The 26,095-nt window shown below is 66.5% G+C and carries 22 protein-coding genes; 12 read left to right on the plus strand and 10 right to left on the minus strand.

What is annotated here, in order from left to right; translation table 11 throughout:
• The first annotated feature begins 19 nt into the window (after nt 1-19).
• Nucleotides 20-1,405: a class II 3-deoxy-7-phosphoheptulonate synthase gene (locus CH276_RS11730; RefSeq protein WP_032394396.1), complete on the plus strand. Its 1,386-nt coding sequence runs from the start codon at nt 20-22 to the stop codon at nt 1,403-1,405.
• On the opposite strand, the gene pknB is transcribed toward CH276_RS11730, so the two are convergent.
• The gene (gene pknB, locus CH276_RS11735) at nt 1,406-3,388 is read right to left on the minus strand and encodes a Stk1 family PASTA domain-containing Ser/Thr kinase (protein ID WP_094631676.1); all 1,983 of its coding nucleotides are present in this window, start codon (nt 3,386-3,388) and stop codon (nt 1,406-1,408) included.
• Between the two features lie 218 nt (nt 3,389-3,606).
• On the opposite strand from pknB, the gene CH276_RS11740 reads away from it, so the two are divergent.
• On the plus strand, nt 3,607-3,978 hold the full coding sequence (locus tag CH276_RS11740) for an Rv2175c family DNA-binding protein (RefSeq protein WP_032394395.1): 372 nt from the start codon (nt 3,607-3,609) through the stop codon (nt 3,976-3,978).
• Here CH276_RS11740 and CH276_RS11745 read toward each other — a convergent pair.
• The 4 genes from CH276_RS11745 to CH276_RS11760 all read right to left on the minus strand — a co-directional run bounded on the left by CH276_RS11745 (nt 3,975) and on the right by CH276_RS11760 (nt 9,402).
• Nucleotides 3,975-4,940: a phytoene/squalene synthase family protein gene (locus CH276_RS11745; RefSeq protein ID WP_094631716.1), complete on the minus strand. Its 966-nt coding sequence runs from the start codon at nt 4,938-4,940 to the stop codon at nt 3,975-3,977. The genes CH276_RS11740 and CH276_RS11745 overlap by 4 nt on opposite strands.
• A gap of 10 nt (nt 4,941-4,950) precedes the next feature.
• A complete protein-coding gene (locus tag CH276_RS11750; protein ID WP_094631677.1) occupies nt 4,951-6,591 on the minus strand; it encodes an alpha-(1->6)-mannopyranosyltransferase A in 1,641 nt (546 codons plus the stop codon).
• Between the two features lie 157 nt (nt 6,592-6,748).
• The gene (crtI, locus tag CH276_RS11755; protein ID WP_176459222.1) at nt 6,749-8,332 is read right to left on the minus strand and encodes a phytoene desaturase family protein; all 1,584 of its coding nucleotides are present in this window, start codon (nt 8,330-8,332) and stop codon (nt 6,749-6,751) included.
• Between the two features lie 11 nt (nt 8,333-8,343).
• The gene (locus tag CH276_RS11760) at nt 8,344-9,402 is read right to left on the minus strand and encodes a polyprenyl synthetase family protein (RefSeq protein ID WP_094631678.1); all 1,059 of its coding nucleotides are present in this window, start codon (nt 9,400-9,402) and stop codon (nt 8,344-8,346) included.
• Between the two features lie 247 nt (nt 9,403-9,649).
• On the opposite strand from CH276_RS11760, the gene metF reads away from it, so the two are divergent.
• Complete coding sequence (gene metF / locus CH276_RS11765; protein ID WP_032394703.1) at nt 9,650-10,576, plus strand: methylenetetrahydrofolate reductase [NAD(P)H]; 927 nt, start codon at nt 9,650-9,652, stop codon at nt 10,574-10,576.
• 5 nt (nt 10,577-10,581) lie between these two features.
• Here the strand turns inward: metF and CH276_RS11770 are convergent, their stop codons facing one another.
• The 5 genes from CH276_RS11770 to CH276_RS11790 are packed head-to-tail and all read right to left on the minus strand — an operon-like array spanning nt 10,582 to nt 15,561.
• A complete protein-coding gene (locus CH276_RS11770) occupies nt 10,582-11,751 on the minus strand; it encodes a glycosyltransferase (protein WP_254924368.1) in 1,170 nt (389 codons plus the stop codon).
• Complete coding sequence (locus CH276_RS11775) at nt 11,748-12,503, minus strand: LppM family (lipo)protein (RefSeq protein ID WP_179272919.1); 756 nt, start codon at nt 12,501-12,503, stop codon at nt 11,748-11,750. The genes CH276_RS11770 and CH276_RS11775 overlap by 4 nt, the downstream gene beginning before the upstream one ends.
• A 10-nt stretch (nt 12,504-12,513) precedes the next feature.
• Entirely contained in the window at nt 12,514-13,335 is an 822-nt protein-coding gene (locus CH276_RS11780; RefSeq protein ID WP_032394392.1) for a carotenoid biosynthesis protein, read from the minus strand.
• A complete protein-coding gene (locus tag CH276_RS11785; RefSeq protein ID WP_094631679.1) occupies nt 13,332-14,939 on the minus strand; it encodes a phytoene desaturase family protein in 1,608 nt (535 codons plus the stop codon). The genes CH276_RS11780 and CH276_RS11785 overlap by 4 nt, the downstream gene beginning before the upstream one ends.
• A gap of 4 nt (nt 14,940-14,943) precedes the next feature.
• Complete coding sequence (locus CH276_RS11790; RefSeq protein WP_045199645.1) at nt 14,944-15,561, minus strand: GNAT family N-acetyltransferase; 618 nt, start codon at nt 15,559-15,561, stop codon at nt 14,944-14,946.
• A gap of 196 nt (nt 15,562-15,757) precedes the next feature.
• Here CH276_RS11790 and CH276_RS11795 point away from each other — a divergent pair, with 196 nt between their 5' ends.
• The 9 genes from CH276_RS11795 (at nt 15,758) to mraY (ending at nt 26,093) form a co-directional block, all read left to right on the plus strand.
• Nucleotides 15,758-16,213: an SAV_6107 family HEPN domain-containing protein gene (locus CH276_RS11795; protein WP_045194895.1), complete on the plus strand. Its 456-nt coding sequence runs from the start codon at nt 15,758-15,760 to the stop codon at nt 16,211-16,213.
• Nucleotides 16,214-16,440: 227 nt separating this feature from the next.
• On the plus strand, nt 16,441-16,878 hold the full coding sequence (locus CH276_RS11800) for a DUF3040 domain-containing protein (protein ID WP_094631719.1): 438 nt from the start codon (nt 16,441-16,443) through the stop codon (nt 16,876-16,878).
• 508 nt (nt 16,879-17,386) lie between these two features.
• Nucleotides 17,387-17,818, plus strand: coding sequence for a division/cell wall cluster transcriptional repressor MraZ (gene mraZ, locus CH276_RS11805; protein WP_027497352.1), 432 nt, complete (start codon nt 17,387-17,389; stop codon nt 17,816-17,818).
• Nucleotides 17,819-18,037: 219 nt separating this feature from the next.
• Nucleotides 18,038-19,069 carry a 16S rRNA (cytosine(1402)-N(4))-methyltransferase RsmH gene (gene rsmH, locus CH276_RS11810; RefSeq protein WP_094631680.1) on the plus strand — a complete coding sequence of 344 codons (1,032 nt, stop codon included), beginning with the start codon at nt 18,038-18,040 and terminating at the stop codon, nt 19,067-19,069.
• Nucleotides 19,066-19,893, plus strand: coding sequence for a hypothetical protein (locus CH276_RS11815; protein WP_230596643.1), 828 nt, complete (start codon nt 19,066-19,068; stop codon nt 19,891-19,893). The genes rsmH and CH276_RS11815 overlap by 4 nt, the downstream gene beginning before the upstream one ends.
• Nucleotides 19,890-21,746: a peptidoglycan D,D-transpeptidase FtsI family protein gene (locus CH276_RS11820; protein ID WP_045194901.1), complete on the plus strand. Its 1,857-nt coding sequence runs from the start codon at nt 19,890-19,892 to the stop codon at nt 21,744-21,746. Before CH276_RS11815 ends, CH276_RS11820 begins: the two co-directional genes overlap by 4 nt.
• Before the next feature lie 158 nt (nt 21,747-21,904).
• A complete protein-coding gene (locus CH276_RS11825) occupies nt 21,905-23,506 on the plus strand; it encodes a UDP-N-acetylmuramoyl-L-alanyl-D-glutamate--2,6-diaminopimelate ligase (protein ID WP_094631720.1) in 1,602 nt (533 codons plus the stop codon).
• Nucleotides 23,503-25,011, plus strand: coding sequence for a UDP-N-acetylmuramoyl-tripeptide--D-alanyl-D-alanine ligase (locus CH276_RS11830; protein WP_094631681.1), 1,509 nt, complete (start codon nt 23,503-23,505; stop codon nt 25,009-25,011). The genes CH276_RS11825 and CH276_RS11830 overlap by 4 nt, the downstream gene beginning before the upstream one ends.
• Complete coding sequence (mraY, locus tag CH276_RS11835) at nt 25,008-26,093, plus strand: phospho-N-acetylmuramoyl-pentapeptide-transferase (RefSeq protein WP_032394385.1); 1,086 nt, start codon at nt 25,008-25,010, stop codon at nt 26,091-26,093. Before CH276_RS11830 ends, mraY begins: the two co-directional genes overlap by 4 nt.
• The last annotated feature ends 2 nt before the right edge of the window (nt 26,094-26,095 follow it).

The following is a 26,095-nucleotide window of genomic DNA, read 5'->3' on the forward strand; positions in this document are numbered from 1 at the left end:
GTGCGAATATCCTGTAGCGGTGAACTGGACTGTCGACGTACCCATCGATCGCTTGCCCGACCTGCCGCCGTTGTCGCCGACGCTGCGCTCTCGATTGGACGATGCGTTGGCCAAGCCGGCTGCGCAGCAGCCGCAGTGGGATCCCGAGCATGCTGCCGACATGCGCAAGGTGCTCGAGAGCGTTCCTCCGATCACCGTCGCCGGTGAGGTGGAGGCGTTGTCGGACAAGCTCGCTGCCGTCGCTCGCGGTGAGGCGTTCCTGCTCCAGGGAGGCGACTGCGCCGAGACGTTCGTCGACAACACCGAGCCGCACATCAAGGGCAACATCCGCACGCTGCTGCAGATGGCGGTGGTGCTCACCTACGGCGCGAGCATGCCGGTGGTCAAGGTCGCCCGTATCGCGGGGCAGTACGCCAAGCCGCGTTCGTCGAACATCGACGCTCTCGGTCTGCAGTCGTACCGCGGCGACATGATCAACTCGCTCGTCGCCGACGAGAGCGTCCGCGGCCACGATCCGTCGCGACTGGTGCGCGCGTACGCCAATGCGAGCGCGGCGATGAATCTGGTCCGCGCGCTCACCGGTGCTGGCATGGCCGACCTGCACAAGGTGCACGACTGGAACCGCGAGTTCGTCGCGCAGTCGCCCGCCGGTGCGCGCTACGAGGCGCTCGCGGGGGAGATCGACCGCGGACTGCGGTTCATGGATGCCTGCGGCGTCTCGGACCCCAATCTGCACACCGCGCAGATCTTCGCCAGCCACGAAGCGCTCGTTCTCGATTACGAGCGTGCGATGCTGCGCCTGGACAACACCGACGATCACCCCAAGCTGTACGACCTGTCCGCGCACTTCCTGTGGATCGGCGACCGCACCCGCCAGCTCGACGGGGCGCATATCGCGCTGGCCGAGCTGATCTCCAACCCGATCGGTCTCAAGATCGGGCCCACGACCACGCCCGAGATGGCCGTCGAGTACGTCGAGCGTCTCGACCCCACCAACAAGCCGGGCCGTCTGACGCTGATCTCACGCATGGGCAACGGCAAGGTGCGCGACATCCTGCCCGCGATCATCGAGAAGGTTCAGGCCACCGGCCACCAGGTCATCTGGCAGTGCGACCCGATGCACGGCAACACCCACGAGGCGTCGACCGGCTACAAGACGCGGCACTTCGACCGCATCGTCGACGAGGTGCAGGGGTTCTTCGAGGTCCACAACGGCCTCGGAACGCATCCGGGCGGAATTCACGTCGAACTGACCGGCGACAACGTCACCGAGTGCCTCGGCGGTGCCCAGGACATCTCGGATCTCGACCTCGCCGGTCGGTACGAGACGGCCTGCGACCCGCGGCTGAACACGCAGCAGAGCATCGAACTGGCATTCCTCGTCGCCGAGATGCTTCGCGACTGATCAGGGCAGCGAGACGACCTTGACCTCGGAGCCCGGTTCCACGCGAGAACCGGCTCCGGGGCTCTGGCTGATGACCAGAGATCCGTCGGTGTCCACCACCTGACGGACGTCGATGGGCAGGCCCAATGTTTCGAGGGTGGTCCGGGCCGAGCCCACCGACCGGCCGAGCAGCGACGGCACGGTGACGGCATTGGACACCTCGAGCACCGCGGTCGACCCGGATCTCACCGTCTCGCCGGCTTCCGGCGTCGTCCCGATCGCCTTTCCGCCGTCGGTGTCCTCGTCGAAGGTCTCTCGAACCTCGCCGACGGTGATGCCGACCGATTCCAGCGTCGTTCGGGCCTGGTCCACGCTCTGCCCACGTACGTCGGGTACCTCGACCGGCGGCGCGCCTTTGCTGCGTAGGACCGTGACCGAGCTGCCGGTGGTCAGGACCGTGCCCGGCGGTGGGTCCAGTGCCGCGACTCCGCCGATAGGTGCGGAGGTACTGAAGGCCTCGCCGCCGTCGACGGGTGTGAAAGTCCGGTCTCGCAATTGCTGTTCCATGTCTTCGACGGATGCGTCCGCGTCGATGGATGGAACCGTGGGGCTACCCAAGGACACCAGGAGAAACACTGTGTCGCCCTTGGCAATTCGCGATCCGCCGGTGGGGTCGGTGCCGATGAGAAGATCGGTGTCCACCGAGTCGGAGTAGGTTCCGCGCACCGCGGCTTCGAGGCCGGCCGCCTCCACGGCGCTGGTCGCACCGGTGGTGTCGAGCCCGTCCACCATCGGGACAGCTGTGTATCGACCGGAGCCCATCCACCAACCGCCGAATCCGACCAAGACGGCGAGCAGGGCGACGACGAGGAGCCAGATGACGATCGCGCGGCGCGATCGTTGGCGATCGGCGTCGAAGTCGGGGAACTCGTAGTGCCGTCGGCCGGTCGGGGGTGGCCCTGGCGGCGGCCCGTCGAACGGTTCCTGGCTGTCATCGACGCCTCGGGACGTGGGCGAGGTGACCACCCGGGTGTGCTGCACCCCGTGTTGCTGGGGCGGGGGCGGAGAATTGTCCACGACCTGGGTGTGAGCGGACGGCGGACGGTTGCCTGCCACCGTCGTCGGTGCTCCGGCCGCGGCCGAGCTCAGGTGCTCGGCCGAGCGTTTGGGTGCGGGCACGCGATACTCGGGCAGTGCGAGCGCCGACGCGGCAGCGCGCAGGGCACGGGCCATGTCGTCGGCATTGCGGTACCGGTGCTCCGGGTCGCGGACGGTGGCCCGTTGGACCACCTCGTCGAACTGCGGGGGAACGCCGGCGATGAGGGTGGAGGGGCGCGGTACGTCGTTGTCGATGCGCTGGTAGGCGATGGACAGTGAGGTGTCGCCGGTGAACGGTGTGCGTCCGGTCAGAAGCTCGAACAACACGACACCGACGCCGTACACGTCGCTGCTCGCGGACGCGGAGCCGGTGGTGACCTGCTCGGGAGACAGGTACGCGGCGGTGCCCAGAATCACACTGCTCGACGTCACGGTGGAGGCAGCGATGGCCCGGACGAGACCGAAGTCGGCGATCTTCACGTCGCCGTCGTCGCTGATCAGGATGTTCTCGGGTTTGATGTCGCGGTGCACGAGGCCGGCTCGGTGGGCGACGGCGAGTGCGTCGAGGACCGGGCGAACGACGGCCGCGGCAGCGTGCGGAGGCATCGGACCGCGCTCGCGCAGCAGTTCACGCAGAGTTCCGCCCTCGACGAGTTCCATGACGAGGAAGGCGTGTTCGCCGTCGCGCCCGTGGTCGTAGACGGCGACGAGGCCCGGGTGGCTGAGCCTGGCCACGGCCCGTGCCTCGAACTCGAAGCGCTGCACGAACTGGGGGTCCTCGGCGAACTTCGGGTCCATGATCTTCACCGCCACGGGGCGGTCGAGCCTGGTGTCGAGTCCGCGGTAGACCGTCGACATACCGCCGCGCGCGATCGGTGCGTCTATTCGGTATCGACGATCGAGCATCGAACCCGGTATCACCGAACCTCCCCTCGTCGTCCACTCGTCTTCCGGCTCGGTCGCCGGACACTGAAGACGATCGTATCGGTGCCGGGGATGCCGACCGACGATCGTGGCTTGTGTCTTCGGACCGGCTGGGTCGGCTGCACAGGAGTGGAGCCTGCGGAACGACCCGGCTGCGACGCTTTTGAAGTCTCGATGCCGGACCCGTTAACGTTACCTGCGTGAGTGCCATTCCCTATGCCGACGACGTGCTCGATCCGTCGGAGTCCGTGCTGCAGTTCGCCGATGTCGCGAAGATCCTCGACGTCCCCAAGACCCGCGTCGAACAGCTCGTCCGAGATCGCCAGTTGCTCGCCCTGAAGCGTTCACGCGTGCCCGTCGTACCGGAACAGTTCCTCGATTCGAGCAAGGGCACCATCGTCAAGGGGCTGCCCGGTCTCCTGGCCGTGCTGCACGACGGCGGCTACGAGGACGAGGAAATCCTGCGGTGGCTGTTCACCGAGGACGAGAGCCTGCCGGGTGCACCCGTCGCTGCTCTGCACGGCGACCTGATGCGCGAAGTGATCAGGCGCGCACAGGCCATGGCCTTCTAGCGAACCGTCGCGCGCTTGAAGCCGGTGACGGCGAACTGCGGCAGCGCTATGCGCGCTCTGGTCCACTGCGGCACCGTCGCGCGTTGGGAGAGCACACGGTAGCCCTGTGACTCGACCTCGTCGAGAATGCGGCCGTACAGAATCGACGCCGTGCGCATCGACGGCCGCACTCGCGGATCCAGCATCTCGATGCCTGCATCGGACGTGCGGTAGATCGAGCGGGTGACGGCGATCAGGTGTGCGAGGGCGCGGGTGACCCTGGCGTCGACACTGCCCGTGGTGTGGCACCACCGGAGTAGTTCTTCGTCGACGCCGAATGCCGCGAGCTCGTCGGTGGGCAGGTAGATGCGGTCGCGATCGAGGTCCTCACCCATGTCGCGGATGAAGTTGGTCAGCTGGAACGCCTCGCCCAGGGCTGCGGCCGGGGGCTCGGCCACGGACCGCTCGACGACGGTTCCCAGGATCGGCAACATCTGCAGTCCGATCACGGCGGCGGAGCCGTACATGTACTCGCGCAACTGCTCCATCGTGCGGTAGCGCGAGACGAACATCGGACTCCCCGGAATGTCCATACGCATCGAGTACATGAACGCGAAGAAGTAGTCGTGCGGAATGTCGTAGCGCGCCACGGTGTCGCACAACGCGCTCAACACCTGATCGGACACGCTGTCGGACAGGGGTTTTCCCGCCAATGCGTCGCGCACCCTGGATTCGATCACGTCGAGTTCGACGATGCGACGGGCGTTGAGCTCGTCCGATCCCACGGCGATGTCGGTGCCTTCGAGGTCGACGATGTCGTCGACCATCCGGGCGAACCCGTACAGCGCGTGTACGCCTGCGCGCTTGTCGGTGGGGAGCAGGCGAGTGGCGAGGAAATACGTCTTGCCGTGTTGGGCGTTGAGTTCGCGGCAGATGCGGTACGCCGCGTGCAGTTCAGGATCGATACCGTCGAGTTCTTTCATCATGCGGCCCTCATGACGTGGATTCGTCTCCGGTCGGTTCCGTTGCTGGGGTCTTGGGCGCGTTCGGCACGGCACGGTGTTCCCTGGATCGGTCCGATCGTAAACGCAGCGGATCGACGCGTGTCAGCGCCAGAGCTGCGACGACCGCGGCGAAGATCGCCAGTGCGACGTGTCCGAAGGTGTACAGGCCGATCGATCCGTCGGGTTGGAAGACGAGCATGAGCCACGTCGACAGACCCGTCAGGATCATCAGGGTCGTGCGCGAGAGGGCGAAGCCTGCGGCGATCGCCAGTGGCCACGAGTAGTACCAGGGCAGGGCTGCGGGGGAGAGCACGACGGTGGCGACCAGGGCGATCAGGATGCCCTTGACCGCATCGCGTTCGGATCTGCGGCCCAACCACCAGGCCACCGCCAGAACGACCACCAGCGCTATCGCGCACAGCAGACGAGTCACATCGAGAACGGGTCCGAGGCGGAGATCGAGGAACCACGACGTGCCGACGGTTACCAGGTGCGCCAGGATCGTGGGCAGCGAGAGCCAGTTGATGATCTTGGCCGATCCGGAAAGAGCGGTCAGCCAACCGATTCCGACTCCGGCGATCACCGACGCCACGGCGAACACGGCAACGAAGACGGAGGCTCCGATGCCGGCGGTCTTGACGAACGCCAGGACGGGCGACATCGGCTTTCGTCCCTCCGCCTGTGCTTTCTCCCGCAGATGGAGCATCCAGATCCACACCAGGAAAGGCAGCGCGAGGCCTGCTGTGGCCTTGATCGCCACCGCGATGGCGACCAGCGCGATGCCGCCCACGTGTCGATGCTCGAGCGTCAGCACGATTCCCGCGGTCATCAGGCCCACCATGAGCAACTCGTTGTGCACCCCGCCGATCAGGTGGATCAGGACCAGAGGGTTGAGGACGGCGAGCCACACCGCGGTGGTCGCTCGGCCGCCGAGGTGCTTCGCCAGCCGCGGAACCGCCCACATCATCAATGCCAGACCCGGCAACATCGTCAGGCGCAGCAACATGGTTCCAGCGATCACGTTGTCGCCGGTCAGGCTGGTGATTCCGCGGCCGAGCAGCAGGAACAACGGGCCGTACGGCGCAGTGGTGGTGGTCCAGACATTGCTGACGTTGTCGAGCAGAACTCCCGGATTGGCAACGGGGCCAACGGCATACGGATCGAATCCGTCGCGGAGCAGAGCGCCCTGCGCCAGGTACGAGTACGCGTCGCGGCTGAACATCGGCACCGACAGCAGTAGTGGTGCGGTCCATGCCGGGACGATCCAGCGCAGTTCACCCACCGTGGTGCGGCCGTGCAGAGTCGCACGCCCGAGCCGAACCCAGGCGGTGATCATCAGCAGTACGCCGACCCAGACGATGATGGTCGACAGGACGAATCCGTGGCCGAATCGCAGCCACGACAGGTGCATCTCCTCGAGCAACGGATCGCGCCTGCGCACACTGCCGGCCCCGAACCCGCCGAACACGATGCACACGGCACCGACCACACCGAGTATCGCGGCCTTGCCCTCGGGACTGCGAAGGAAGTTGCCCGTTGCGGTCAGTCTGGACGGTCGTCGCGAATCCGAGGGCAGGGGGCCGTCCGACGATCGATCCTCGGAGGTGGAGTGCGACGAGATCGAAGACATTGCCGCCTGCTCCTCCTCTGCAACGAGTTGTGGGTCGAGATCCGTACGCCGGCCGATGGTTCACGCCGACCACCGAACGATCATGGTCGCAGCAATGAGCGCGACCGGCAAACGATCGCGCTCAGCTTAGTTGGTCGACGCAGTCAATCGAACGAACCTACCGTCCCGTGCGCCCCGTCACCCGCTCTGCGGCGAGCTTTCCCGACACCAGAACCGTGGGAACGCCCACTCCGGGCGTCGTGCCCGAGCCGGCGAGAACCACGTTGTCGAGCCCGGCGACCATGTTCTTGCGTCGGAACGGCCCGGTCTGCCGAAACACGTGCGCCGACGAGAACGGCGAACCGGAGATCATGCCTTTCTGCGCCCAGGTCTCGGGAGTGTCGATGTGGTCGAGTGTGAATCCGTCGAGTAGACCCTTGTACCCCCGACCTTCCATGGTCGTCAGGATCTCGCGAAGGTACGGCTGCGCCAATTCGTTCCAGGGAAGGGGCGCGCTGTCGAGATTGGGGCACGGTGCGAGGATCGACACCGGCTCGCATCGAACACCGTCACGCACCATCTCGAGTTGGGTATCGCTGACCGACGGTCGGGTGATCAGCAGCGACGGATCGGCCATCAAGGACCCCTTGCCCGCCTTTGCGGTGATCCGGCGGAAGGTCTCGGCCCACTCGTCACCGAAGTCGATGGTGTGATGTGCGCGGGCGGGCCACGTCGCCGTCACGTCGGCGGGAACGGTTCCGTGCGCGACGACCGCCGACGGCGAGACGACGCCGTATCCGTTCCGGCGGCCCTTCTTCGACACCGACGCCCGGTCGAGCAGTCGGTCGACGACGGGCAGGTCCGCGGTGAGAACGAGTGCGTCGCACGCGATTCGACCGCCGGCTGCGGTGATCACGGAGTCCGCACGACCTCGGTCGACGGTGATGTCGACGATCTCGGTGCCGAGTTCGAGCGTGCCACCCGCGGTGACGAACGCGTCGGCCATGGCCCGTGCGATGGCCGCCATGCCGCCTTCGGGGAAGAACACCCCGAGCGAGGTGTCCATGTGTGCGATGGCTCCGTAGACCGCGAGCGCCTTCTGAGGTGCCATGCCGGCGTAGAGCGCCTGGAACGTGAACACGCGGCGCAGGCGAGTGTCCTTCAGGAACTTGTCGACGCGTGGCCCGAGCCGGCCGAAGCCGCCCAGTCTGGTCAGCGTCGCGGTGTCGGAGATCGCAGCTTTCGATCCCATGAGATCGAGCGGTGAATCGAAGTTCGAGTCGATGAAGCGGTCGAACTCGGCGTCGAAGATGTCGGCGAGCCAGCGTCGCAGTTCTCGATATCCCTGCGCCTCGGCCGGGCCGCAGGTTCGCTCGACCTCGGCCGCCATGGCCTCGGGATCGGAGTAGACGTCGATGGACGTGCCGTCGGCATAACGCGTGTGATAGGACGGCGACAGAGCGGTCAGCCGAATCGGCGGCGTGGTCGACTCGAAGTCGGCACCCACGGCGGCGAGCGCCTCGAGCACCAGGTTCGGCATCGTGAGCACGCTCGCGCCGTTGTCGATGTCGTACAGGTGCGTTCCGTCGGCGTCCGATACCGGGTACACCCCGACGCGGCCGCCCACGGTCTCTTCGCGCTCGACGATGGTGACTTTCCTGCCTGCTCCCAGCAGATGCAGACCGGCGGCCAGGCCGGCCAAACCGGCTCCCACGACGACCACGGTGTCGGTGGTGCCGGAGACCGTGCGGATCGAAGACATGACGCTCTCTTTCAGTACTGCCGTTGGATGGCGGCGGTTGCCATGGCGCGCAGGTGCGCGGCAGCGACCGGTTCGATCGAACTGTTGTCGAGGGCGGCAACGGCCCGGGTCCCGAGCTCGTCGATCTGTTTCTCGACCGCGTCCACTGCGCCGAGTTCGACGAGGATGGAACGGATGTCGGCCACTTCGTTCGCGTCGAGTTCGGTTCCGAGGCTGGCCCTGATCGTGGCTGCACGATCCGGCCGGGTCCGGTCGGCTTTCTCCAGCGCCAGCGCGATCAGCACGGTGCGTTTGCCCTCGGTGATGTCGTCGCCCGACGGTTTGCCGGTGACCTCGGGATCGCCGAACACCCCGAGGAGGTCGTCGCGCAGCTGGAACGCGATTCCGATGTCCGCACCGAAGTTGCGGTAGGCCGAGATCAGGTTCTCGTCGGCATCGGCGAGGACTGCGCCGAGATGCAGCGGCCGCTCGACGGTGTAGGCAGCGGTCTTGTATCGGTTGACTCGCATGGCAGCCGCGACACTCTCGTCGGTGCCTGCCTCGGCTTCGATGTCGAGCAACTGGCCGCCGAGAACCTCCGTGCGCATCGCCGACCACACCGGTTGGACCCGTCGTGCGGCATCGGCGTCGATGCCGGACTCGCGCAGGAGATCGTCTGCCCAACACAGGGCGAGATCGCCGACGAGGATCGCTGCCGATTCACCGAAATGGTCCGCGCCGCCGGACCACCCCGCGTCTCGGTGCCGTTGGGCGAACCCGACGTGCACGGTCGGGAAACCGCGTCGGGTACTGGAGGAATCGATGATGTCGTCGTGGATGAGGGCGCAGGCCTGGATCAGTTCGAGCGCCGAGCACGCCCGCAGCACTGCGTCCGCTCGGGCACCGGTGGATTCACCGCCTGCACCGAGCCATGCGGTCCAGGCGAATGCAGGGCGCATGCGCTTGCCACCGCGAAGTACGAAGGCCTCGAGGTCGGCCACCGCAGCGGGATAGCCGCCACCGACGGTGTCGACGACATCTCGGCGTGAGGTGAAGAACTCGGCGAGCGTCGCGTCGACGGCCGTGCGCATCGCCTTCGGGTCGTGCGCGGCGGCGGGAGTGTCGACTACGGGTGAAGAAAAGTCTCCGGACAGGACGATCCTCCAAGGTTGCTGTGGATTGCGTGAATTCTCATTCCACAGTAATGGCCGTGGAAACCCTGGACCGACCTGCAGCGAACATCTGTCGTCAGGGATGCCCGACGGGCTTCGGTGGGCCGCAACCTATGATCTTCGGGTGAGCGAAGATTCCGTCAGGGGGCGGTCGAGTCGAGGATTCGTGACGAGAACACCGTCCATCGTCGACCGACTACGGACAGAACCCGAGGCCAGGATCCCGTTCTCGGTGGAGTTCTCGCCTCCGCGAGACGCGGCCGCCGAGGCCAGGCTGTGGCGGGCGGTCCGTGAGTTCGAACAACTTCAGCCCGCATTCGTGTCGATGACCTACGGCGCGGGGGGCTCCACCCGTGATCGGACGGTGCGTGTCACCGGGCAGATCGCCGAGGAGACCACCCTTCTGCCTGTGGCGCATCTCACTGCTGTCTCGCACAGTGTGGACGAGCTGCGATCCATGGTGGGGTCGTACGCGGACCGCGGTATCACCAACATCCTCGTACTTCGCGGAGATCCCCCCGGAGATCCGCTCGGCGACTGGGAGAAGCATCCGGACGGTGTCGAGTACGCCGAGGAGCTCGTCCGGCTGGTTCGCGATCTCGGCGACTTCCACGTCGGCGTGGCGTCGTTCCCCGAAGGGCACCACCGCGCAGGCGATCTCGAACAGGACACCCGATGCCTGGTCGGGAAGTTGCGGGCGGGAGCGGAGTACTCGATCACTCAGATGTTCTTCGATGTGGACGACTACCTGCGTCTACGTGATCGTGTGTCGGCGTTCGACGCCGAGCAGGGTGCCAAGCCGATCATTCCCGAGATCATGCCCATCACCTCGCTTCGGTCGGTTCGCCGGATGCTCGAGCTCTCGGGCACGACGCTTCCGTCGCACCTGGACGAGAAGTTCACGCGCGCAGCGGGATCCGGCCCCGAGGAGGACCGCGCCGCGGTGCGAGAAGTGGGCATCGAACTCGCGACGAACATCGGTGAGCGCCTGATCTCCGAGGGCGCACCCGGACTGCACTTCATCACTCTCAACTTCGCGCGCGCGACGCGTGAGGTGCTCAGCAACCTGGGGCTTGCAGCCGCGAGAGTGTGAGACGGTCAGGTGTGCGGCGCAGGCATCGGGCGCGACTTCCACGACAGCGAGCCGCGACGCCTGCGCACGTGGGACTCTGCGACGAGTCCGACGAAGGCGAGAATCGAGACCGGGTGCAGCGCGGCGTCGACTACGTCGCCCACCCCGAACCGCGATCCCGTCTCGCGCCGCCGCACGGACATCCGTGACACCGTGCCTGCGAGATAGCCGGCGCAGCCGAGGCGACGCGCGACACCCGAGGAGGTGAGCGCAGTGATCGGGGGCAGCACGTACACGACGGTCAGTGCCAGGGCCGCCGCTACCGAACCGGCCGGTCCACCGAACTCGTTCCACAACCACCTGCTGTAGCCGGACCGCAACTCCGCTGCCGATCGGTACATCCGGCATCGAACGAACCCCGCACCCGACGCCACCGCGGTCGAGAACCCCCGCCGACGCAGAGCGCGTGCCAGATCCAGGTCCTCGGTTGCGCTCGCGGCGACGCAGCCGTGGCCCCCCACGGCCCGGTAGGCGGCGGCGTCGAAAGCCATGAACTGCCCGCAGGCGACCGTCATCGACGGTGCGAGCGTCGCGTTGCCGAGAGGGACGGGAAGCGTGGACATCCACGACCATGCGAGCAGGGGCTGGACCAGTCGCTCGACGGTGCTCTCGGCCAGTTGCTCCGGCCACGGGCACAGCAGGGAGGCACCGCTCCGTCGCAGCATGCGGGCCGCTGCCGCCACGGCCTCCGGTTCCAGGCGCACATCGGCATCGACGAACACGATCAACGACGTCGTCGGGTCGTCCTCGTCGGCCAGTCTCGCGAGCTCGGCGCACGCGGCGGCCTTACCGGTCCAGCCGGCCGGGGGAGCGACACCGGAGGTCACGACGCGAATCCTCGGATCACCGCCTGCAGCCGCGCGGGCAGCGGAGGCCGTTCCGTCGGTCGAGTCGTCGTCGAGGACGATCACTCGCAGATCCGTGCACGATCGTTGCTTCGCGAGATCGCCGATCAGCGCGGGAAGCGTCGCGGCCTCGTTGCGGGCGGGTACACAGACGACGACGCTTTCGGTGACGTCCTGCTCCGGGGAGTGCAGGCTCGGCATGAACCGAGAGTTGAACTCCGACACCGCGGCCGACGCAGCCGCGAGGACGGCAGCGGTCGCCGTCGTTCGCGCGAGCACGCGGTCTTTCACACAGATGTTCTCTCGGTCGAGCTTCCCGGCTCGGTACCGCGCGAGCCGCGGCCCCGCAGCGGTGGATTGCGCGACACCCAGGCCATGGCTCCGACGATGGCCGCGACACCGACCGTCACCCCGCCCACGATGCCGGCCCAGCCGGCGAAGCTTCTGGTGTTGGGATCGGGATAGTTGACCTCGGCGCGCACCGAGGTGACCTCGCCTGCCGGCAACTTCCAGGAGATCGAGTTGTCGCTCTCGCGGGTGCCGTTGGTGGTGCCGATGCGGGCCGGGAACGCGATGGTGAACTGTACGTCCGTGCCCTGAACCGGAACGGAGGACAGATCGGCGTTGCCGGCAAGAGTGACGGTGTCACCCGATCGCTGCAGTGTCAGCTGGAACGATCCGGCCGCGTTCTGGAAGATCGAGCCGAGGGTCTGCACGTCGCCGAACGAGAGATCGTCGAAGATGGCCTGCGATCCGACGTATCCGTCCTGGTCGTACGGCTCGACGCGAACCTTGTCCTCGATCGAGGAGGGAACCACCAGTTCCGGGCCGGTGTCGGAGTCCGATGTCGGCACGCTGGCCGCCACGATCTGACCTGCGACACGGTCGTTCGCCGACACGCCCATCGTGACCTGCACGCGCAGGCAACCGGCCAGCATCGGCGCGACCAGCAGGGCCAGTGCGACCACCGAGAGAACGCGGCGGCGGTGGGTTCGATGAGGTGTTCGCGATGTCGACTGCACAGCGACATCGTGCCAGGGCATCGAGGTGATGTCAGTCGGCAGGGGTTGTCAGCGAGGCGTGTCGGGTGTTCCTGGACAGACGGGCATTCCACAGCAGTGGTATGCCGACGACGCCCATGACGACGAATCCGTACACCGCCGAGAAGCGAAGCTCCGGACCGTCGAGGAACACCGCGTGCGCGAGCGCCGACCCGAGCCACGTCCACAGGAACAATCCGATGGGCACTGCGTCGTCGGACGACCGGGGGCGACCGACGGCGCGGTCGAGCGATTCCATCACCGCAGCCATCAGCGTCGCCACCACCAGCCAGCCGAGGTAGTTGGTCAGCGGAATCGACGGCACACCCGGCAGCCCGACCGAACCGGCGGTCCAGGTCCACTGTCCGTCGGTGACCATCTGTGGATCCAGATAGAGGTCCCAGCCGACCATCCCCACCGCCACGGCCACGATTCGCAGTGCGGTGGCGCGCGCCTGCGTCGTGTCGAGACGGCCGACGACGAAGGTCACTGCACACCAGATCGGGTAGAACCCGGCCGTCCACGCCAGAGGGACCACGACGGGTACCTCGAACAGGCTCGGGCCCAAGCGATTCTGCGCGTAGAAATATTCGCCGAACGGGATCCCGGTGGCCGTGCCGACGAGTTCGGACGCGAACCCGGTTCCTGCGGTCACGACGACGAGAACGGTAGCCCACACGACACCGCGGTTCAGCGCCGCGTGCAGGATCGACGCGAGCGCGAGCAGGGCCACCACCGCCACCGTCACTGCGTCCCTGGTCGATCCCGACACCAGTGGGTAGAGGATCTGGCAGCCCACGGCAGCGGCCGCCACGACGATCGGAACGACCTTCATTCCCGTTTCCTTCCGAAGAACGTGCGACGGCGGGCTGCGCGGGCGTCGGCGATCGCGATTCGGGCCGCCGACCGACCACTGGCCGCGGTGACCCCTCCGCCGGGGTGGGTCGATGCGCCGGTGAGATAGAGCCCGTCGGCACCGGGGACCCGATGCCCGGCCAGTCGAGGATGCGGCCGCCACATCATCATCTGGTCCAACGACATGTCCAGGTGCATGATGTTGCCTCCGATCAGACCGAGCTCACGCTCGATGTCCGGCGGCGATTGAACGAACCGATCCAACACGGACTCGGCGAAACCGGGTGCGTACCGGTCCAGTTCGGCCACGATTCGATCTGCCTCGAACTCGGCCAACGAGCGCTCGCCCGGAACGTCCGATCGCCACTGCCTGCCGTCGGCGAGGGTATGGGGATGCCACTGCGACCACAGTGAGATCTGGTGCTGTCCCGGCGGTGCGATGGTGGGATCGAGTGCGCTGAAGGACATTCCCAGCACGGCCGGGGTGGGCGGCAGGTCGCCGGCCAGGGCGTGCCCGTGTGCCAACCGCAACTGGCTGCGGTCGCGTACCAGCAGCGCCAGACCGTGGGTGCCGTCCTCGATGCGGTCGGCACTCGGGTACGTCGGAAGAGCGTCGGTGGCCAGTCTGACCGCAGTACCGATCCCCGGTCCTACCCGAATCGTGCTGCGCCACGGGGCGATCTGCGCCGAGTCGTGTCCACCGGCTTCGAGAAGGTCGAGGGTGGTCAGGATGTGGCAGCCGGCCACGACGATGCGGCTGTCGATCTCCCGTCCCGACGCGGTCCTGGTGGTCCAGCCGTGCGGGCGGCGTACGAGCGAGGTGACCGCGTCGCCGAGTGTCAGTTCGGCACCGTCGCGTTGCAGCCGAGCGATCATCGCCTCGGTCAATGCTCCGCTGCCGCCGACGGCGCGGCCCGGCGGAAGGGTGTGCATGAGGGCCGCGAAGCCGACCATCGGTGCGGTACCGGGCTCGGACATCGGCGGACCCGACTGAGCGCCGAACCACGCGAGCGCAGCCTTGAGTCGTTCGCTCGAGAACATCTCGTCCAACAGGGAATCGCCGGTGGCGAGGAACTCACGCGAGAGCATGCTTCCGCCGTCGGGGGCACCGAGGCCCCAGAAGGATCGGAGCAGTTTCGGACCGGTGGGCGGCCCACCGAACGCACGCATGGTGCGTTCGCTGCGGGGACCCCAGACGGAGACGAACGTTCGGTAGGCGCGCGCGTCGGCTGCGCCGCAGGCGGCGGCGATGGACTCGCAAGTTCGTTCCAGGTTGCGGTGGAAGACGATTCCGCGTTCGTCGGTGCCGACGGCTCCCGGCGCGAACGCCCAGGGGTCGCAGTCGATGTAGCGCAGTCCGAACTCGGCGAGGCCGAGCTCCTCGATGATGCCTGTGTGCCGAATCATGATGTGTGCCGACGAACCACGGTCCACTCGGTGGCCGGGAAAGCGTTCCACCGTCGAGACCGCGCCGCCGGCGACGGAGTCGCGCTCGAGAACCTCGACCGACATGCCGGCATCGGTCAGGTAACAGGCGGAGGTCAGGGCATTGTGGCCGGAGCCCACCACCACAGCATCGATCACACCCTCAGGCTACTGGCCCGTCGAGGGGCAACCGGCGGCCCAGGACCGCGAAGGGTCGTCGGTCGCCGCTGAAGGTGAAGTCGCGCAGTACGTCCGCGAAGCCGAGCCTGCGGTACAGCCGCCAGGCTCGGTTGTCCTCCTCGGCAACTTCGGGTGTGGACAACATCACGTTGGCCGCCGAGACGCCGCGCAGTAGTCGGCTGCACAGTCGTCCACCGAGACCGTGCCCCTGAGCGCTCGGGAGAACGTGCAACTCGGTCAGCTCGAAGTAGTCCGCGAGCGTGGCTTCGACGGTCTGCGGGGAATGCCCCGTGCGCCGTAATCCGTCGCGAACCTGTTGATGCCACCACTGGTGCGCGGCACCGTGGTAGCCGTACGCGACGGCCACGAGCGAATCGGGCTGTGTCGGATCGGCGTTCGGGAGCAGTGCACCGACGGCTCGCCAGCCCGGGCGGTGCAGGTGTTCACTCCACATCGGGGCTCGGCTCTGTTCGGTTCCACGCGGATAGCCCATGGCCTCGACGTAGATGGACAGTGCCTCGAACAGCCGCTGGCGGAATTCCGGGGGCGTCAGATCGACCAGGTACGGCGTTGTCCGCGCATCGGTGACGACTGTTCTCAACCTTTCTTCGGCAACTTGTCGGTGGGCACGGCTATATTGAATGTGTCGAACGGGTGTTCGACAATCGGGGCCGAGTGCGCCGGTGGCTTCGGCTCGGATGTCGAGTCGGGTTCTTCCGGAGTTCGACTGTAAGGCTTCGCCACGGTTCCGGCCGCGCCAGGTGCGCGCCGGAGATTCGAACTGGAGGTGTTCGAGTATGACGATCACGAAGGCATTCGATGCCGGAGTGCGGTCGCCGGTGTCGCGTCAGGCTCAGATTCTGCTGGGCCGGGCCGATGCTCTGCTGTCCGAGTCCATCGGGGAGAGCGATGCCGGAGATCGATTTCTCGGCAGCTACGCCGCTGCACTGAAAGGCGCGGCAGCTGTGCTGGCGTCGTTGCCGAATTCGATCGGCGCGCGTCCTCGTTCGCGCAGTGCGTGGGTGTTGATGGCAAAGGCGGCACCGGATCTCGCCGTCTGGGCCGACTATTTCGCGTCTTTCTCCGCCACCAGGGCGGCGGTCGAGGCCGGTGCGTCGAGCACGATCGCCGATCTCGATGCCGATGATTTCCATCGACACGTCGGTCGTTTTCTGAACTCGATCGAGGACCGACTCGGCGGGCAGGCTCGATTCGCGTCCGTCGACCCCATGACGGCGCCCCTGTCTGCGTAGCGCACCGAGCTGGACGTCAGGCGACAATCGCCACGTCATCGGGTGTTCGCCCAAGGTTTTCGGGACGTGCGTCTCGAAAACTTCGGTGTTTCTCAGGAACACATCGACCGAGTAGGTGGTAAGCGGCCGATTCAGCTCGTATCATCGACAGCAGGTAGCCGCCAAGGTCAGCTTCCCGTCGTTTCGGAACCGAAATGACCTTCAATATCTGTGCAGGGGGAGGTACCGTGCCACTCTCCGAGCACGAGCAGCGCATGCTCGACCAGATCGAGAGCGCTCTCTACGCCGAGGATCCCAAATTCGCGTCTCATGTGAGGGGCGGTCGCGTACGTGCGGCGTCGAGCAGGAGGCGCTTTCAGGCTGCCGCGCTGTTCGTAGTGGGACTCGTGTTGCTCGTCGCCGGTGTTGCATTGTCGACGAACAGCCTGGCTTTTCTCGTCGTCAGTCTCATCGGCTTTTTGTTCATGTTCGGTGCCGGGGCACTGTTCCTGTTCGGCGGTTCCAGCAAGGGAGCCGCAGCGTCGCAGGACGAGGGCAGCGCATCCAACGATGCTGCCGAGACGTCCGGGCGTAATACCGGACAGAAATCGAAGGGTGGTCGCAAGGGCGGCAGCTTCACCTCTCGCATGGAAGATCGGTTCCGTAAGAGGTTCGAGCAGGACTGAGTCGACCGGGTTTCGCCGAACCGACCCCTATCGGCTCGTCTCCACAACTTCACGCGTCAACGTAGAACAGCATCTCACCTTCGGGTGAGGTGCTGTTGTCGTTTCTGCCCTCGAACGGACGCCGCCCGATCGACTGCAGCCCTCCGCTCCGCGTCGAGGGCCGGTTCGCGTGTTCGCGCGCGGGAGTTCTGGGACGCGTCCCCCACTGTCACCCACGCTCCCCACTTTTCCCCACCCCGGCCCCACCGAGGGGCCGAGATCGACCGTCGTCCACCACCGTAGGTGCTGCGTGCCTGGTCAGGCTGCTTCGATGCTGGACTCGTGCGCCACGGCGTCCGGTTCGAGCCCTCGGAATCGCCCGCGGTATCGCTGACGGCAGCGCCGATCTTCTACGTCTTGACCAGCGCAGACAGTGACTTCTCCAAAGTTTTCCGGCCATGAATGGTTCGAAGTGGGGGAGAGTGGGGTAAAGTGGTCCGCAGCGGAGAGTCGAGGCTGGAGGTGGCGAGTGTTTCTCGGTACCTACACGCCGAAGCTCGACGACAAGGGTCGACTCACGTTGCCGGCCAAGTTTCGGGACGCGCTTGCAGGAGGGGTCATGGTGAGCAAGGGGCAGGATTTCAGCCTCGCTGTCTACACCGCGGCCGACTTCGCGGAGCGCTCTCGGAAGTTGACGGCGGCTTCTCGTGCCAACCCCAAAGCTCGTGCCTACGTTCGCCAGTTCTTCTCGGGAACAGACGAACAGCGGCCGGACGGACAGGGACGCATCACCATCAGTCCCGAGCATCGCCGCTATGCGGGGCTCGAACGAAACTGCGTGGTGATCGGTTCGATGGACTTCATCGAGATCTGGAACGACGAAGCGTGGGCGCGCTACTCCGCTGAGAACGAGCAGGATTTCTCCGACGCTTTCGACGAGTCCCTCGGAGGGATCTTGTAGCCCGACCAGGTCGCCTGCGAGTGCAGCGAGGCCTCTGCCCGATCAGAACCCTGACGTTCTTCCCCAACGCCAGGTTTCGCAGATCAGGACCCTGACGTTCTTCCCCAACGCCAGGTTCCCTATCGGACAGGGACCTCGAAGCATTCGTATCGGCCTCGGTGGGCGACCTGCACGGCCCGGACCCGGGCGAGAAGTACGTACGCGCGACCGGGAGGAACCATGACGGAGGGCACCGGGCCGGACGAGAGCGACTCGTCCGCCGACCGAACCCATCGTCGATCCTCGGGCCCGGTCCACGTTCCGGTTCGTCTCGAGCGAGCCGACGAACTGCTCGGACCCGCGCTCGAATCCACCGGCGATACCCGAGTCATGATCGACGCGACTCTCGGACTCGGCGGTCACTCCGAGCACTTCTTGCGGACCTATCCGCACCTGCACCTGATCGGGCTCGACCGGGATCCCGATGCGCTCGAGTTGGCCGGAGCCCGGTTGGCTCCGTTCGCCGATCGAATCACGTTGGTGCACACGACCTACGACGGCATCGCCGAAGCGCTCGACGAGGCCGGCCTGCCTGCGGTCGGCTCCGTTCACGCCATCCTGTTCGATCTCGGTGTGTCGTCCATGCAGTTGGACGAATCCGATCGCGGATTCGCCTACTCGGTCGACGCCCCATTGGACATGCGAATGAATCCGACCGTGGGTATCACCGCCGCAGACGTCCTCAACACGTACTCGCACGGCGAGATCGCACGGGTCCTGAGCACCTACGGCGAGGAGCGGTTCGCCGGAAAGATCGCCTCCGCCGTTCTGCGTCACCGAGAGCACACGCCCTTCACCACGAGCGGGCCGTTGGTCGAATTGCTCTATGCCGCAATTCCGGCCGCAACGCGGCGCACCGGAGGGCACCCTGCCAAGCGCACCTTCCAGGCCCTGCGTATCGAGGTCAACGGTGAACTGGAGTCGTTGAAGGCGGCGGTACCTGCCGGGCTCGACGCGTTGGCTGTCGGAGGCCGGGTGGTCTTCATGTCGTATCAGTCGCTCGAAGACCGAGTTGTCAAGCAGGAGTTGGCGCCTCGGGTCAAGTCCCGCAGTCCGGAAGGGCTGCCGGTCGAGCTTCCCGGAATGGGTCCGGAGTTTCGGCTCCTGACCAGAGGTGCCGAGCGTGCATCGGATGCAGAAATCGAGACAAACCCACGTTCGGCTCCGGTGAGATTGCGCGCCGCCGAACGGATTGCAAGGAGAGCGGAATGACGGTTCCAGTCACAACCATTGGACCACAACGCAATCGGGTTCCGGCATCGCCCCGCAACGCCGTACGGCAGGCTCCACTCTCGCGGCCCGAACGTACGGGTAAGGGTGGTGGACGGTCCGGTGCTGCACTGCGGGCATACGAGCGCAGGCAGCAGCGGGCGTCGATCCACACCTCGGATTCTGCGCGTGGTTCCGTAGCCGGTGCCCGGGCTTCGCTGAACGGAAGCGCCATCGCGGCGCGAATTCCGTTCGTCGCCTTGATCATCGGCCTGCTCGCCATCGGTCTCGGTCTGACGTTGCTGCTGACCACTCGGTCTGCGGGAGACTCCTACGATCTCAGCGCCGCTAAGGCCGTCAACGCCGAACTGGCTCAGCAGCGGGCCTCGTTGCAGCGTGATGTTGAGTTGGCGGAGTCGGCTCCGGAGTTGGCGCGCAAGGCCGCCGAACTCGGAATGGTCCCGGTCAAGAACTCCGCACATCTGATCGTCGCGCCGGACGGCGGCGTCCAGGTCGTCGGTACCCCGGCTCCGGCCGACGGTGCACCGGTGGCACCGCTCGATCCGGTGTCGCCCGCGGCCGCAGGCGAGGGAACCGTCACGAATCCGAGCACGCAGTCGCCGCAGCAGCAGACGCCGAGAAGCGCGTCGCAGCCGAATCGAACGTCGGGCACGATCGACACCCGCGCCGCCACGCCGAATGCGAGCAATGGAGCTGGAAACACCGCGCTTGCTGAACAATTGGTTCCCATGAGCATCCCCTCGCTCGAAACACCTGCGGTCGAAGCCCCCGAGCCCACCGGCGAAGCATCGGGTGACGGGCAGTGACCAGGCCCTCGCCTGCTCCACGCCGTCGACCACCGAGCCGAAAGCGTCTCGACTCGTCCACCTTTCGGTTTCGTCACGGCACCGGCCGCGTTCTGATGTATCTGGCGCTGGCCGTTGCGGCGGCACAGTTGCTGTGGATTCAGGGATTCGATGCGCCGAGGTTGTCGGCCGAGTCGGCGTCGCAACGCACCACCACTCTCGTCGATCCGGCGCTACGGGGATCCATCCTGGACCGCAACGGCAATCCGATCGCCTTCACGATGGAAGCCAAAGCGTTGACGTTCCAACCGGTTCGGGTTCGCAAGGAACTCGACGAGGCCCGGGCGAAGGACCCGACCGAGCCGGAGACCGAGCAGTACCTCGAGGACATAGCCGCCCGTATCCATGGCGACCTCGGTGATGTGATCAGCGAGAAGGATCTGCTCGCGAAGCTGAAGAGCAACGACGAATTCACCTACCTCGCACGCGGAGTGGACGCCACCGTGGCGTCGAAGATCAGCAAGGATTTCAAGCAGGTCGGGCTGGAGCGTCAGGACATCCGTGAGTACCCGGGCGGATCGCTGGCCGGGAACATCGTCGGTGCCACCGGTTGGGACGGACACGGCCTGCTGGGTCTAGAGGATGCGCTCGACGCGACCCTGGCCGGAACCGACGGTTCGCAGACCTACGACCGCGGATCCGACGGTGCCGTCATCCCCGGAAGCTGGCGGGACAAGCAGCCTGCCGTCAACGGTTCGACCGTCGAACTGACCATCGACGCAGATCTGCAGTACTACGTGCAGCAGCAGGTGCAGTTGGCCAAGGACCTGTCGGGAGCGAAGAACGCCTCGGCGTACGTGCAGGATTCGCACACCGGCGAGGTGCTCGCCATGTCTAACGACAACACCTTCAATCCCGGCATCGGAGTCGGCAACAACGAGCGCACCAAGGAAATGGGCAACCTGCCCGTCACCACGCCGTTCGAGCCCGGTTCGGTGAACAAGATCATCACCGCGGCCGCGGCCATCGAGTACGGACTCACCACGCCCGACGAGGTGCTGCAGGTGCCGGGCAGCATTTTCATGTCCGGTGTGTCGGTCAAGGATGCGTGGGACCACGGTGTCGCGCCGTACACGACGACCGGCGTGTTCGGTAAGTCCTCCAACGTCGGCACGCTGATGCTTGCCCAACGCGTCGGCGAGGACCGCTACGCGGACATGTTGACCAGGTTCGGCCTGGGCCAGCGCAGCGACGTCGGGCTACCGGGCGAGAGCGCGGGCAACGTTCCGAGCCGTGACCAGTGGTCGGGCGGCACGTTCGCCAACCTCCCCATCGGCCAGGGACTGTCGATGACGCTGCTGCAGATGACGGGGATGTACCAGGCCATCGCCAACGACGGAGTACGCATCCCGCCGAGGATCGTCGAGGCGACGGTGGACGCGAACGGTCAGCGGACAGAGACCCAGCAGCCCGACGGTGTGTACGTGGTCAGCCCCGATACGGCGAAGACCGTCCGCAACATGTTCCGATCCGTCACCCAGGACGACACCGGAAACCAGCGCGGTACCGGAGTTGCCGCGGGCGTCGAGGGATACCAGATCAGTGGCAAGACGGGTACGGCTCAGCAGGTCGATCCCGAGTGCAAGTGCTACTCGAACTCGAACTACTGGATCACGTTCGCCGGCATCGCGCCCGCGGACGATCCCCGCTACGTGATCGGAATCATGCTCGACGCCCCGACCCGCAGCGCCGACGGTTCCGGTGGCCAGTCGGCAGCACCGCTGTTCCACAACATCGCCAGCTGGATGCTGCAGCGGGACAGCGTGCCGATGTCCGCCGACCCCGGACCCAAGCTGGTTCTGCAGGCGGACTGAGATCCCAACCCGCCGGTCCGCGAGTCGGGGCGGCGACATCATGATCCCGGACGCCGGTAATCTGACACATCGGCTCGGGCGTGTTCGTTCGGCTGCCGCTGCGGCGTGATCGAGCCGTGGCAGGCGCGCGGCCGGCAGTAGAGAGGAAGGGAGCAGGAGTGACTGTGTCATCGGATTCACAACCGGCTCCGGGTTCACGTCCGGCGCATCCACCGCACACCGAAGTCCGGGAGGTGGCGTCTGCGGTCGGTGCAACGATCGACGAGGGCGACCCCGCCGGTGTGAGCGTGACCGGTATCGATCTGCGCGCACAGTCCGTTGTTCCCGGCGATCTCTTCGCGGCACTGCCCGGATCGTCGCGACACGGTGCCGAGTTCGTCGCAGACGCGGTCGAGCGTGGTGCGGTGGCGGTGTTCACCGACCCGGCCGGACTCGAGATCGTGCGGGGCGCTCTGGCAGGTACCGATCGACAGGTTCCGGTGCTCGTGCACGACCGTCCGCGCCAGGTGTTGGGGACGGTCTCCGCTCTGGTGTACGGCAACCCGTCGTCGAAGATGACCGTCATCGGTATCACCGGTACGTCGGGGAAGACGACGACGTCCTATCTGCTCGAAGCAGGCCTGACCGCAGCCGGTCGTCGGTGCGGTCTGATCGGCACCATCGAGACACGTGTGCTGGGCCGGCACGTGCCGAGCGCGCTCACCACGCCCGAGGCTCCGCAGCTGCATGCCCTGTTCGCGGTGATGGTCGAGGAGGGCGTCGACACGGTGGTGATGGAGGTGTCCTCGCACGCGTTGTCCCTGGGCCGGGTCGACGGCACTAGCTTCGCGATCGGTGCGTTCACCAATCTTTCGCAGGATCACCTCGATTTTCACGATTCTCTCGAGGACTACTTCGCGGCCAAGAGTCGCCTGTTCGCGGCCGACTCGGCGGTTCGTGCCGAGACCGCCGTCGTCTGTGTCGACGACGCGTGGGGCGTGCGGATGGCAGACATCGCTCGATCGGCCGGGTCGACCGTGGTGACCGCGTCGACAGGTGCCGATTCACAGTGGACGGTCTCGAACTGGGCCAAGCACGACGACGGAACGCAGTCGTTCACCGTCGCCGATCCGCAGGGTGCGTCGCTGCCGGTCTCGGTCCGGTTGCCGGGGCGCTACAACGTCGCGAACACCGTCCTGGCGTTGGCGACCTGCGCAGTGGCCGGGGCCGATGTGCGCAGCGCCGTGACCGGGGTCGCGACGGTCGACGTGCCGGGTCGCGTGCAGCGGATCGATCGCGGGCAGAACTTCCTGGCAGTGGTCGACTACGCACACAAACCTGCGGCCGTCGAGGCCGTGCTGGCAACGTTGCGCGAATCCTCGCGTGGACGGATCGCGGTTGTTCTCGGAGCAGGCGGCGACCGCGATACCGCGAAGCGTCCCCTGATGGGTGCCGCCGGAGCGCGCGGTGCCGAGCTGTTGGTGGTGACCGACGACAACCCGCGCAGCGAGGATCCGGCCACCATCAGGGCGGCCGTCGAGGACGGCGCGCTGTCGGTGCCGGACGAGGCCCGCGGCGAAGTACGGAATGTGGCAGGCCGCGCAGCGGCGATCGAACAGGCCGTGGCGTGGGCACGCGAAGGGGATGTTGTGTTGATCGCAGGTAAAGGGCACGAAACCGGCCAAGAAGTAGCGGGCGTGAAGTATCCGTTCGACGACCGAGTCGTACTCGCCTCGGCCATCGATGCGCGCCGGGTCGGCACGAGCGCGGGCGTACGGTGATCCCGCTCTCGATCGACCGAATCGCCGAGATCGTCGGAGGCACGGTGCACGACGTGCCGGATCCGACGGTCGTGGTGTCGGGACCGGTGGAGTTCGACTCCCGCAAGGTCACTCCCGGCAGTATCTTCCTCGCCCTTCCCGGAGCGAAGGTGGACGGTCACGACCATGCCGCCGACGCGGTTGCCGCGGGTGCGGCACTGGTGCTGGCTGCGCGTCCGGTGGGCGTACCGGCCGTGGTCGTGCGTCCCGTTCCGCACGACAGTCGCGCGATGGCACTCGAGAACGACCCGGACGGCTCCGGTGCGGCAGTGTTGACCGCTCTCGGCGCTCTGGCCCGCGCATCGGTGCGCGAGTTGACGGCCGAGCACGGACTGACCGTCGTCGGCGTGACGGGATCCTCGGGGAAGACCTCGACCAAGGATCTGATCTCTGCCGTACTCGAACCCCTCGGTTCGGTGGTGGCACCGCCCGGATCGTTCAACAACGAACTGGGACATCCCTGGACGGCGCTGCGAGCCGATGCCGAGACCGACTTTCTCTGTCTGGAGTTGTCCGCCCGAGGAATCGGCCACATCGCCGAACTGGCCACGCTCGCACCGCCCCGGATCGGGGTGGTCCTGAACGTCGGAACCGCGCACCTGGGCGAGTTCGGGTCGCGCGCGGCCATCGCACTGGCGAAGGGCGAACTGGTCGAGGCTCTGCCGAGTGCTGCCGACGGGGGAGTGGCGATCCTGAACATCGACGATCGACTCGTCGCCGAAATGGCAACTCGCACAACGGCATCCGTCGTCACAGTGGGGCGCAACGCGGATGCGGACATCAGAGCACTCGACGTGCAGGTCGATACCGACGCCAGAGCGTCGTTCACGCTCGACTGCGCAGCGGGTTCGGTACCGATCACCCTGGCGGTGCACGGCGAGCATCAGGTCGGCAACGCTCTCGCAGCCGCCGCTGTCGCACTCGAGTGCGGCGCGACGCTGACGCAGGTCGCCGAGGCGCTCGGGGCTGCCGCACCGACGTCGATCAGGCGAATGGACGTCCGCACCCGCGCCGACGGCGTCACCGTCGTCAACGATTCGTACAACGCCAACCCCGATTCGATGCGCGCGGCACTCAAAGCACTGGTGTCGATGTCGCGTCGCGACGACGGACCCAAACGCCGCAGCTGGGCGGTGCTGGGGGAGATGGGCGAACTGGGTTCGGACTCGGTGGTCGAGCACGACGCGATCGGCCGCCTCGCCGTCCGGCTCGACGTCGATCGCCTGATCATCGTCGATTCCGGCCGTCCTACTCGCGCATTGCACCAGGGTGCGGTCATGGAGGGTTCGTGGGGCGAGGAATCGATGTTGGTGCCCGACCGTGAAACGGCGATCGACGTGCTGCACGAGGAGGTGCGTCCCGGCGACATCGTGCTGGTGAAGGCCTCGCAGTCCGGGGCGATGTGGACAGTCGCGGACGCCCTGCTGGCCGACGCGCCGAGCACCACTGTGGAGGGTGAGCAGTGAGGCAGATCCTGTTCGCCGGAGGTATCGCACTCGCGGTCGCGATCCTGCTGACCCCGGTGCTGATCAAGACCTTCTCGAAACAGGGCTTCGGCCAGGAGATTCGAGTGGAGGGCCCGGCGAGTCACCAGTCCAAGCGGGGCACACCGACAATGGGCGGCGTCGCAATTCTGGTCGGCATCTGGGCCGGCTACTGGGGCTCGCACCTGATCGGCATCGGCTACGACGCGGACGGTCCGTCGGCGTCGGCCCTGCTCGTTCTCGGCCTGACCACAGTGCTCGGTCTGGTCGGCTTTCTCGACGACTTCATCAAGATCCGCAAACAGCGCAACCTGGGCCTGAACGCCACCGGCAAGTACGTCGGTCAGATAACGGCGGCCGTGCTGTTCGCGATTCTGGTGTTGCAGTTCCGGAGCGAGAGCGGGCTCACTCCCGGCAGCACTCAACTGTCGTACGTGCGCGACATCGCCACCTGGTCGATGTCCGCGGTGGTCTTCGTGTTCTTCGTCTGCCTGCTCGTGATCGCGTGGTCGAACTCGGTCAACCTCACCGACGGACTCGACGGCCTCGCCGCCGGATCGATGACGTTGGTACTCGGTGCCTACACCGTCATCACGTTCTGGCAGTACCGTCAGGCGTGCGCAGGACCCGCCGGGCCTGCCCCCGGCTGTTACGACGTTCGAGATCCCCTCGATCTGGCCCTGGTCTGCGCCTCGGCCGCCGGTGCCTGCATCGGCTTCCTGTGGTGGAACGCCGCGCCGGCCAAGATCTTCATGGGCGACACCGGATCCCTTGCCCTCGGCGGTCTGATCGCAGGCCTGTCGGTGGTGACCAAGACCGAGCTGATCATGGTGGTCATCGGTGCACTGTTCGTCGCCGAGGCCGCATCGGTCGTCATCCAGGTCGCGGTGTTCCGATCCAGTCGCCGACGAGTGTTCCGCATGGCACCGTTCCACCATCACTTCGAGTTGGCCGGATGGGCCGAGACGACGGTGATCATCCGATTCTGGTTGTTGGCCGCCATCGCGTCGGCCGTCGGACTCGCTCTGTTCTACAGCGAGTATCTCGCTGCTGTCGGCGGATAGGG

It is taken from the genome of Rhodococcus sp. 06-470-2 (assembly GCF_002258235.1).
Classification (GTDB): domain Bacteria; phylum Actinomycetota; class Actinomycetes; order Mycobacteriales; family Mycobacteriaceae; genus Rhodococcoides.